At 61.2% G+C, this 10,198-nt stretch carries 10 protein-coding genes; 5 read left to right on the forward strand and 5 right to left on the reverse strand.

Annotated features, from left to right (window positions below; translation table 11 throughout):
- Positions 1 to 39: 39 nt before the first annotated feature.
- Complete coding sequence (locus tag CH281_RS12580) at positions 40 to 1,329, reverse strand: MFS transporter (protein WP_032406898.1); 1,290 nt, start codon at positions 1,327 to 1,329, stop codon at positions 40 to 42.
- A gap of 83 nt (positions 1,330 to 1,412) precedes the next feature.
- Positions 1,413 to 2,459 (reverse strand): SDR family oxidoreductase, encoded by a 1,047-nt coding sequence (locus CH281_RS12585; RefSeq protein WP_032406897.1) that lies wholly within the window; start codon positions 2,457 to 2,459, stop codon positions 1,413 to 1,415.
- A gap of 167 nt (positions 2,460 to 2,626) precedes the next feature.
- Between CH281_RS12585 and CH281_RS12590 the strand changes: the two genes are divergently transcribed.
- Positions 2,627 to 2,869, forward strand: coding sequence for an ArsR/SmtB family transcription factor (locus CH281_RS12590; RefSeq protein WP_241258210.1), 243 nt, complete (start codon positions 2,627 to 2,629; stop codon positions 2,867 to 2,869).
- Positions 2,870 to 3,123: 254 nt separating this feature from the next.
- Here CH281_RS12590 and CH281_RS12595 read toward each other — a convergent pair whose 3' ends face one another.
- The gene (locus CH281_RS12595; protein ID WP_032406896.1) at positions 3,124 to 4,626 is read right to left on the reverse strand and encodes a restriction endonuclease subunit M; all 1,503 of its coding nucleotides are present in this window, start codon (positions 4,624 to 4,626) and stop codon (positions 3,124 to 3,126) included.
- Between the two features lie 115 nt (positions 4,627 to 4,741).
- On the opposite strand from CH281_RS12595, the gene CH281_RS12600 reads away from it, so the two are divergent.
- Positions 4,742 to 5,245, forward strand: a complete 504-nt coding sequence (locus CH281_RS12600; protein ID WP_052060609.1) for a hypothetical protein — start codon at positions 4,742 to 4,744, stop codon at positions 5,243 to 5,245.
- Positions 5,246 to 5,408: 163 nt separating this feature from the next.
- Positions 5,409 to 6,620, forward strand: a complete 1,212-nt coding sequence (locus tag CH281_RS12605) for a Fic family protein (protein WP_032406894.1) — start codon at positions 5,409 to 5,411, stop codon at positions 6,618 to 6,620.
- Positions 6,621 to 6,638: 18 nt separating this feature from the next.
- Here CH281_RS12605 and CH281_RS12610 read toward each other — a convergent pair whose 3' ends face one another.
- Positions 6,639 to 7,883, reverse strand: a complete 1,245-nt coding sequence (locus tag CH281_RS12610) for a TetR family transcriptional regulator C-terminal domain-containing protein (RefSeq protein WP_032406980.1) — start codon at positions 7,881 to 7,883, stop codon at positions 6,639 to 6,641.
- A 173-nt stretch (positions 7,884 to 8,056) separates the two neighbouring features.
- Here CH281_RS12610 and CH281_RS12615 point away from each other — a divergent pair, with 173 nt between their 5' ends.
- The gene (locus CH281_RS12615) at positions 8,057 to 8,317 is read left to right on the forward strand and encodes a LuxR C-terminal-related transcriptional regulator (protein ID WP_027497717.1); all 261 of its coding nucleotides are present in this window, start codon (positions 8,057 to 8,059) and stop codon (positions 8,315 to 8,317) included.
- A gap of 3 nt (positions 8,318 to 8,320) precedes the next feature.
- On the opposite strand, the gene CH281_RS12620 is transcribed toward CH281_RS12615, so the two are convergent.
- On the reverse strand, positions 8,321 to 8,974 hold the full coding sequence (locus tag CH281_RS12620; RefSeq protein WP_032406893.1) for a DedA family protein: 654 nt from the start codon (positions 8,972 to 8,974) through the stop codon (positions 8,321 to 8,323).
- An 87-nt stretch (positions 8,975 to 9,061) separates the two neighbouring features.
- Here CH281_RS12620 and CH281_RS12625 point away from each other — a divergent pair, with 87 nt between their 5' ends.
- The gene (locus CH281_RS12625; RefSeq protein WP_032406892.1) at positions 9,062 to 10,102 is read left to right on the forward strand and encodes an SMP-30/gluconolactonase/LRE family protein; all 1,041 of its coding nucleotides are present in this window, start codon (positions 9,062 to 9,064) and stop codon (positions 10,100 to 10,102) included.
- Positions 10,103 to 10,198: the final 96 nt, after the last annotated feature.

Below are 10,198 nucleotides of genomic sequence, written 5' to 3' on the forward strand. Positions count from 1 at the left end.
CTCGGACGGTGTGTCATCCGATCGTAGTGTCGCCGAGAATCAGTCCAGGTCCTGGCCACGCTTCTCCGGCATCCACACCATCGTCAAGAACGAGATCACAGCTGCTGCAGCGAGATAGTAGAAGAACCAGTCGGCGTGGCCTGCGTCGGACAAGGCATTGACCAGTAGGGGAGCGGTGCCACCGAACAACGCAACCGTGAGGTTGTACCAGGCCCCGATACCTACACCTCGAAGCTCTGCCGGGAAGGCTTCGGCCAGAACGGCAGGAATGATGGCCGAGCACATCGCGAACAGCAGCAGGCCGACGCAGAAGACGATCAGCAGTTTGACGAACGACGGCCCGATCAGCTTGGAGAGCGGGATGATCAGAATCGCGAACAGTGCAGCGTAGGTGAGCAATTGCGGCTTGCGGCCGATGCGGTCCGCGAGAGCGCCCATGGGGTACTGCAACGCGACGAACATCGCTGTCGCAATCGACAAGGCCACGAACACGTCGTTGGCCTCCGCTCCGCGTTGCTTGACGGCGTAGGGCGTCATCGCGGAGAAGAACGTGTAGTAGGCGAGAGTGGCGAGGAGAACGAATCCCACGACTTGCAGGACGGCACGAGGATGGTGCTTCATGGTCACCCACAACGGGTTTCGCACGGCCTTCGCCTTCACTGCGTTGCGTTCCTGGTTGTCGGCTTCGGCCATGCCGCGTCGCATCCAGAGTCCCACTACTCCGAGCAGCCCGCCGATGACGAACGGTACGCGCCAGCCCCACGAGCTCAGTTGGTCGTCGTCGAGCACGAAGGTCAGATACGCGCCAAGTAGTGAGGCAAGGAGAATGGCCGTGCCGGTGGAGATGTAATAGAAGGACGAGTATCGCCCCCGCCGATTGTTCGGGGCGATCTCGGCGAGGTAGGCCGACGCATTGGAGACTTCACCGCCCATCGACATGCCCTGGACGATCCGGGCCAGCAACAGCAGAATCGGAGCGATCCACCCTGCTACGGAAAACGTGGGGAGGACCGCGATCGCGAACGACCCACCCGACATCATCGCGATCGTCAGGATCATTGCCTGACGTCGCCCTCTCAGATCGGAAAAACGTCCGATCAGCAAGCCCCCGAGCGGCCTGAAGAAGAACGCCACCGAGTACGTCGCCAAGGTGCTCAACAGAGCCACAGCCGGGTTGTCACCGGAGAAGATCTGGGTCGCGAAGTAGATCGAGAATGTCGCATAGACCGTCCAGTCGTACCACTCGACGGCATTGCCGATACTGACTGCGAGTAGTTGCTTCTTGGGCATCACGTGCCGAGTGGACGTCGATTCGGACTTCACTGACATGGCGATCTCCTTGTCGGGGGCGTGCGTCGAAAAGCCTATGCCTCCACAGCTCCCGGGGTGCGGAACCACTGAGCCCGATTCGCTCAGGGAATGATTCGTTGCTGCCGAAGATCTGTGACGATGCCGGCGAACATCGCCTCGGTGTCGACGAAACGATGAAAACCCATGCGGCGGGCCTTGGAGCCGTCGGATATGACGTCGTAGTCCCACGAGAACACGAAGTCACCGAATGCCCAGGACGACACATCGCGGTAAGGAGTGGGCTTCAGCTCGTGTTCGGACACAATCGAATTCCACAGTGGCTCTTTGTCGGCCATGACGTCGGCCAGCGACATCGGCAGTGGGGTGGCGGTGTCCAACCCGAAGATGTCCGCGATGCGCGGCCACATGTCGTTCCAGCGGAACAGGTCTCCGTTGGTGATGTTGAACGCCTGATTCGCACACGCGGGAGTGGTTGCGGCCCAGACGGTCGCTTCGGCGAGCAACGATGCGTCGGTCATTTCCAGCAGAGATTCGAAAGCACCGGGCTTGCCCGGGAATCGCATGGGTACGCCCAGCTTCTTGCACATGGTGGCGTAGACAGCGATGACGGTGGCCAGATTCATCGGATTTCCCAGCGCTACACCGCACACCACCGATGGCCGGATAGCCGACCAGGACCACCTCTTTCCGACCTGACGGCTTTCGAGGAACTGTTGTTGGTCGACGTTGAACTCGGGCGGCATGTGCGGTGGGTCGCTTTCGCGCGCAGGGGTTTTGAACGGTCCGAGATGCGCCCCGTAGACCTTGTAACCCTGCATCAGGCTGACGTGTTCCAGGTTCGGAGAACTGTCCTCGATCACGGTGACCACGTTGACGAGCATCGCCAGATTGGGAGGCACCAGCTCGGCCCACGTCGGGCGTTCCTGATATGCGGCGTAGAAGATGTGCGTGACGTCCGTCAGGTGCGAGAGTCGGCGTCGGGTCTCGTCGCCGTCGAGCAGGTCCACCGCAATGTGCTGGACGCGTTCGCTGTCGATACCGCCGCGGCGGGACAGGCCGATGATTTTCCAATCCCCGGTCCGCTGCAGGTGTTCGACCAAATTTCCGCCGATCACGCCGTTGGCCCCCACGACTACTGCTGTCTTCATCGGCTTCTCCTTATCTGAATATCGCGATATTGCGATGTCCGAGTAAGTAGACCACAGATCGCGATATTGCGATATTGGGGTACGCTTCGAGGGTGGCTGACGAACTGAATCCTGCGGAGCTGGCGGCAGTGTTCGGTGCTCTCAGCAACCCGGCGCGATTGGCGATCATGCAATGGCTCAAGGACCCGAGTGACTTTCCGCCGCAGCTCGAACCGGCCGAACAGGTAGGGGTGTGCCTCAAACACATTCAATCCAGAGCGGGCGTCTCGCAGTCGACTGCCTCGCAATACATGGCGGTGCTACAACGCGCCCACCTGGTGACCAGCACCAAAATTGGGCCGTGGGTGCACTACAAACGCAACGCCAAGTACCTCGACCGATTGGCCGAAACGATCAAGACCGATCTGTGACGCCTCCACTGCGTCGGCGCGACTTCTGTATGTGGCCCGACAGCAGGTTGATGATGCCGGACAGTGCGATCATGCGCCGACTCTGACGGGACAGTCATGTCGAAATGAGGGCTGCGAAACCGGCAAATACGCAGAGGAAGATAGACACGAAGATCAACGCGCTCCACTTCGCCGCGGTAGCCACCACGAACATGCCACCGCCGATAAAAAAGGGACCAGCTCTGGAACGGGTGGTCGCTGAGGAGGATCGACAGTCACAGCTTTTTGCCTCTCGCGAGATCCACCGCGCGAGTGAGCAATGCTGCCTCGAATACCAGACCGTGCGCAGCTGCCGCCGCTGCGGAACGCTCACTCAGTACGACGGGGTCGGTCGCCCGGGCGATCGCCGCGAGGTCGATGCGTTGCAAGAGCTTCTTCGTCACGGGCCGCTTGCTGTCCCAGAATGCCAGAGCAGCAATGAGATCGGTGGCTTCGGGCCCGGTCAGTAACGCGTGGGCGACGGAGCAGGCTGCGGGGTCCTCGAAAGGGAGCAGATAGGTGGCATCGTCGAACACCGCTGGTTTGCCGTCGTAGGGACCGACCATCCTGAATTGTGGAATCTTGTGGAACCCGGAAATCGCAATCTTGTACGGCGCGAACGTGTACGGGCCTACACCGAAGATGCAGAACCGGGTTCTATTGCGATAGATCGACGACTTCCGGCCGTCGAGCGCCGCGGTGTTGGCGTTGAGGTATGCCCACAACTTCGGTGCGGTGTGCGCCAACTGCTCGGTGTCGTCACCGGTATGCGACTGCGGCACGATCATCCACCTGGACACCGAGTCCAGCTTGTCGCGGTAGACATCGGTGCACTTGAAGAGTGGGAACAGGTAGTCGGCTTCGATGTCCACGCCGGTTCCCAGTTTGGTTCGCGGGCCGCCATTCTCGGCCAACTCCATCACCGCGGTGGCGTCGTGCTTGATGCCTTGCCGCCACACCAGAGGGCTGGCACCGTCGAAGTGCTTGCTGCGCTGGTACGCATCGACGTTCGCGACGAGTTGGCCGTCGACGACTCCGATTCTGTTGTCCGGCTGCGACGCATCGATGCTCGGAAATGTCTCTGCGGTGTAGTCGGTCTGGCCCGGCCCGAGTTCGACAAGGAACCAGCAGGCATCGACCCCTGCGTCGAACCACTTTTTGGCATCGACCATTCGTAGGCTCGAACCGGTCACCGGAAGCTGATGCCGAGCACAGTGCAGCAGAACGTTTCGAGCTACCTGGGTCTTGCAGATCATCGCGATGGTTGCGGGTCGATCTGCGAATTCGGTGAGCAACTTGATCCAAATGAACTCTGCGATATCGAAGTTGGAGCTGCCGGTGATGGCGTCGATGCCGCGAGCGTTCTTCGTGTTCGTGCGTGCGGGTCGATTGGCGGAATCGAGCACCGACAGTTGCGAGTTGGTGACCCACGGTGGGTTGCCGATCACGAGGGTCGCGCCGGGCCCCGAACTCCACTCGATATCTCGGGCCAGATCGAAGTCGAAGATCGACGCTGTGATGATCCTGCCGAATTGTGCTGCTGACGAGGCATACTCGGGCTGCACCTCGATCCCGACGCGCTCTGTTTCAGGATGAGTCCGGGCCATCACCGACAGGAAGTTCCCGACACCGCAGGTGGGTTCCAGGACGCGGGTCCATTCGCGACGAGGCAGGGCGTTGACCAACGCGCACGCCAACTCGATCGGAGTCTGAAAGTCTCCGAACTCGTTGTTGGGCATCGGTGCCTCCGGCAGTGGTGCGGATAGGTGCCGTCTGTGGCACAGGAGCATAGCCTGCGGAGCGACCCAGAGGCTCAGCACCACACCACTGCCGCAGGCGCTAATGTTGACTGGGATGAAGCTTTCGCGCGCTGCCCTACTGCTGTCCAGTCTCGTCTTCATCGGTGTTCTCGTCTGGGTCGCCGTCACCGCGGGCGACGAGATACCCGCTCATTACGACGGATCCGGTCAGGTGGATCGGATGGACTCGAAGCTGTCTTTCCTCCTCACGATGGGCGGCACCGGATTTCTGCTGATCGGGCTGTTCGCGAGCGTTCGATGGTGGTTCCCGAAATTGCCGGCTCAGTACGTGAATCTCCCGACTCGACGCATGCACGACTACTGGACCGCAGCCGAGAACCGACCTGCATTGAATCGAAAAGTTCCCGAGGACCTCGACTGGATCGGTGTTTCAACCAATTTGCTGTTGGCCTGGTTCGGCGGCGTTGCGGGTACGACGGCGGATGACGGGGCCAACGTGTGGGTTCTTGCGGTCCCGACGGGGCTCTACATGTTGGCCGTTCTGGGTTACACGGTATTTATCGTCAGAGGCGGCCGGTACCGCGTTCCGAACGACTGACTCAGGGGAGCGGCTGCACAATGGCCAGCTTCGAGCCTGACTGTAAAAGGTAGCTGCCATCGGCGGAGTCGACCTGCATCTCGACACTGTTCGAGCGTGCCGATCGTACGGTTTAGCGGGTCATACCAAACTATATACAAATAAGGTTTGGTATGGTCACATAATGGCAGACGGTGAGGCCGGTGCATCCTGGCCTGCGGTGGAGTTCGAGAGCCGGCCGTGGCGTGTCGCCGATTCGTACACGTCGCGCGCCCAGAGGCGGCTGCATCAGGGTGACTATCGAGCAGCTGTACCGCCGCGTATTGCAGAGGTAGAGCTGAACCTGCCTGCGCAGCTGATCGCGGAGTCGGAGGACGCCCTCCGTGAGATCGTTCGATTCGACCACTATGCCTCTGAGCGGCTCGGTTCGTCAGTGGAACTTGCACCCATGAGTTCGATTCTGTTGCGGACGGAAAGCTCGGCGTCCTCGCAGATCGAGAATCTGACCGTGGGAGCCAGGGCACTTGCACTCGCCGAATTGGGTGCGCCCACAACGCGGAACGCCTCGATCGTGTCGGCAAACGTCCGTGCGATGGAAGCAGCACTCGAGGTCGGATCATCGATCGGAGAAGCAAGCGTGCTTCAGATGCACCGATCGCTGATGGAGTCCAACGGCGATCCGTTCCCGGGGCAATGGCGAACTCAGCAAGTCTGGATCGGGGGATCGGACATAGGCCCGCACCGTGCCGCTTTCGTTCCACCGCACCACGACCGGCTTCCGGGTGCACTTGCCGACCTGTTCGAGTTCGCAGCTCGTTCGGACTTGCCCGTCATCCCGCATATCGCCGTCACGCATGCGCAATTCGAAACGCTTCACCCGTTCACGGACGGAAACGGGCGAACGGGCCGAGCCATAGTCCACGCGATGCTGCGGAGGGCAGAAGTGACGGAGCGAGTGACGGTTCCATTGTCTGCTGGGCTCCTCACGGACACCGCAGGCTACTTCCGAAGTCTGGATGCCTACCGCGCCGGGGATGTCGAGGCGATCGTGCGAAGCCTCACCGCTGCCACGTTCCACGCCGTCGAAGGTGGGCGGCGATTGGTAGACGAGCTGTCCGACGTCAGAACCGAGTACACCGATCGCGTCGTCGCACGCAGCGACTCGGTTGTGTGGAAACTACTCGACGCGCTGGTGGCGCAACCGGTCGTCGACAACGCCTACGTACGAAACACTTTCGCCGTCAGCGAGATTGCGGCTCAGCGGGCAATCGACAAGCTGACCGAGGTGGGAATTTTGCACCAGACGTCGAAGGGGCGACGAAACAGGGTGTGGCAGGCCGAGGAGATACTTGCCGCTCTCGACGATTTCGCGGACGGCATCCGGCGGGTCCGATAACACGCACTCGGTCGATGCTCAGTGCACACCGAGACCGTCGAGGAGGAGTTCAGCGACGAAGTTCGCGTTGTCCTGCGGGCTGTTCTGTCTTCGTGTGAAGCATCGCATCAGCAGCGTATTGGTGATGCCTGCTGCGAGATCGACTGGGCTCGAGCTCTTTCGGAACACCCCGCTGTCCTGGCCCCGCGCGATGACCGGCCCGATGATTGCCGGCAGGTTGAGTTTCTCCTTGATCGAGATCAACCCCTCCGGCTCGCCGTACGTGTCGTGTGCGACGGCGACGAGGAGCGCGTCCATGAATTCGACTTCGTCGGCGGCGAGCTGCGCGCACCGCAGCATGTGATTTCGTAGAATCGTGAGTTCATCGAGGCCCAGCAACTGGTCGTCGGCTACCGACTCGCGAAGATGATCGACCCGATTCTGCAGGGCTGCAACGATGACGGACGGCTTGGTCGGAAACAGTGTCTTGCAGGCCGTCCTCGGCACTCCTGCGATGTCGGCGACGTCGTCCATTCGCGTCATGAAGTAGCCACGCTTTCCGAACTCGTCGCGCGCAGCTGTGACGATCGCAGCGCGAGGATCGCGAGGAAGCAGGCGTTCCTCGACCGGTGAATCGACTTCTCCCACATCATCGAGGTGCTGATGACGTCCGGACGTGTCGACGACGGCCCCGAGAAAGGCAAGCACCGCGTCGGACATCACCTCGGCCGATACGGACGCGGCGTCCGCCTGACTGCGGAGGCGAAATCCATCGATGATTGCGTTGACCGTCACTGCGAACGTTCGGGCTGTGAAGGGACGGCGAAAGGCCCCGCCGTCGGGGTCGAACAGTGCCTCGAACGCGCCCAGTACGGCTTCGTCTCGGACGCGGTACTCACTCAACAGGGTCGGGGACGACGGTCCGCCGAAAACGTGGTCCAGAAGAGACTCGGTGATGCTTTGCCGGTCGACGATTGCCGGGAAGTACTGCGCAACGAGCGCCGTCACCGTCGAGCGAATCGATGCACCGCCGTTCGTCACCTGGCTGCGAACTGTTTCGTGGACGTCGGTGGGCAGCGAGGTCCGGGCCAGCTGCTCGACCACCTTGTCGAGAAAGTCGGCCTTGGTGCTGAACTTGCGGAAGAACGTCGCTGTCGACGAGTCGGATGCGTGGACGACGTCCTCGATGCGCATACCGCGGTCGAGAATTCGTCGAGGATCCGCGACCAACAATGTGACGGCCGCCTCGACGAAATGGGTGGCAGTCGCGTCGAGCTCGTTCATGGGGACGGACTTTACCGAGGTGAGACCGACCGTGACGGTGCCGGTGACAGTACTCACTCTCGAGTGAGAGCGACCTCGGTCATCATCCGGAGTGACCCAACGGAAAGAGTGCGGTGTGATGTGCTGTGTTCGCGCCGCCGGGACAGCGGTGGTGCCCGATATCAAGGATTTTCATGACAATTCTCGACATCCGCATCCACGAAGGCTCCGATCCGCGGCTCAGCGCTCGTGAAATCGAAGTGCTCACCACGTGGCTGGTGTCCGACTCCAAGTCGGAGGCGTCGCGGGCGCTCTATCTGTCGATGGGAACTGTGAACACCCACTTGTCCCGGATCCGAGCCAAGTACTCCGCGGTGGGGCGCACGGCACCCACCAAAGCGGCATTGTTGGCGAGGGCTCTGCAGGACGGCTTCATCGATATCGACGATCTGTGAGGTTCACTCAACCTCGACGCGCCTCGACTTCATTTTCTTCACCACGAACCACGCGATCAGCGCCACAACGATGCCGATGACGATGTACTGGAACACCGAGGCGTAGTTCTCCACGTAATGCCAATTCTCGCCGAGGAAGTAACCGGCCAGCACGAATATGGAGTTCCAGATCAGGCTGCCGAGCGTGGTGTACAACGTGAATTGCAGTACCGGCATCCGTGACACACCGGCCGGAATCGAGATGCCCGAGCGAACCACCGGGATCATGCGGCCGAAGAACACCGCCGACCGACCGTGTCTGGTGAACCAGTCCTCGGCCTTCGTCAGATCCTCGGTTCCGTCGAACGGCATCTTCTCGACAATGGCGTACATCCGGTCACGTCCGAGTTTGATGCCCAGCCAGTAGAGAACCAGAGCGCCGAGCACCGATCCGGCCGTCGTCCAGAACAATGCACCGAAGAGCGTCATCCCGCCCTGAGATGCGGTGAAGCCGGCCAACGGCAGGATGATCTCGCTGGGTAGCGGCGGGAAGAAGTTCTCGGCAGCGACGGCAATACCGGCACCGGGACCGCCGATCGCCTCCATCAAACTCACCGCCCACCCGGCGATTCCGCCGAGTTCAGTGCTGGTCGCGCCAAGGGTGGAGAGCTCACTCATGACTACGACTGTACGAAACGTCTCGACCGAAAATCTGCTCACCAGGAGAAATGCCAAGAAATTGAGACATATGGAACACTCGCGAGGGTGAAACGAGCCCTCCAGGTACTGCCCGTTGTTGCCGCCGCCACACTCCTGCTGGGTGCCTGCGGGTCCTCCGATCCGGAGCCGACCCCCGCTTCCGCTCCCACTGAATCGTCAGCTCCGGCGTCGTCCGCTCCGTCGTCTGTATCGGCTTCGTCCGGCCCATCGAACGCCGGCGTCTACAACCTGCCGGGCACAGGAGTCTTCCCCGAAGGCATCACCGCCGCCGACGACACGTTCTACGTCACCTCCACTTCCGACGGTGCCGTGTTCCGCGGAACCGTCGGATCGCCGGACGTGTCGGTGTTTCTGCCCGGAGGCGCGGATGGACGCACGGGTGCTGCCGGACTCGACGTGCTCGATGACGACGATCGGCCCGACTACTTGGTGATCGCCGGAGGAGCGACAGGCAAGGTGTGGGTGTACGACGCCAACTCCGGTGATTTGGTAGCCACGTTCACCAACGGTCTCGGCACCGACGCGACGTTCCTCAACGACGTTGCGATTGCCGACAACGGCGATACCTTTGTGACGGATTCACGCAGCCCGGCGCTGTACCGCATTCCGTTCGACCAAATCGTGGCTGGGACGCAGGACGCTCCGATGGAGACGTTCGTGAACTTCGACGGCAGCCCGTTCGTCTACGGGGAGGGCTTCAATGCCAACGGCATCGTCGAGAACGACGACGAATCGGCGCTGATCGTTGTGCAGTCCAGCACCGGAAATCTGTACCGGATCGACAAGACCTCGAAAGAGGTCACCCAGGTCGACCTCGGTGGGGCGACGCTCATGAACGGCGATGGCATGGAGATGGACGACGACACGTTGTATGTCGTCCGCAATCGCGACGGTCTGATCTCGAAGGTCGACCTCAACGATGATGGCCGGCGCGGATCGGTCACCGGCGAAATCACGGACCCATCGTTTGCCTACCCCACAACCGTTGCAGCAGTGGATGATCGACTACTGGTGGTCAACAGTCAGTTCGACAAGCGTGGGGGAGAACCCGTCGAGCCGTTCACCGTCAGCTCTGTTCCCGAGTAGACGGTATGGAGGTCTTGGCTGGGGCCCCTCCGCATGTAAGCGTGGGTTGCCGACAGGAGTGGGTCCTGGCCGGTAGAGCCACAAATGTGGGAGGCC

Source organism: Rhodococcus sp. 06-221-2, assembly GCF_002258365.1.
GTDB lineage: Bacteria > Actinomycetota > Actinomycetes > Mycobacteriales > Mycobacteriaceae > Rhodococcoides > Rhodococcoides fascians.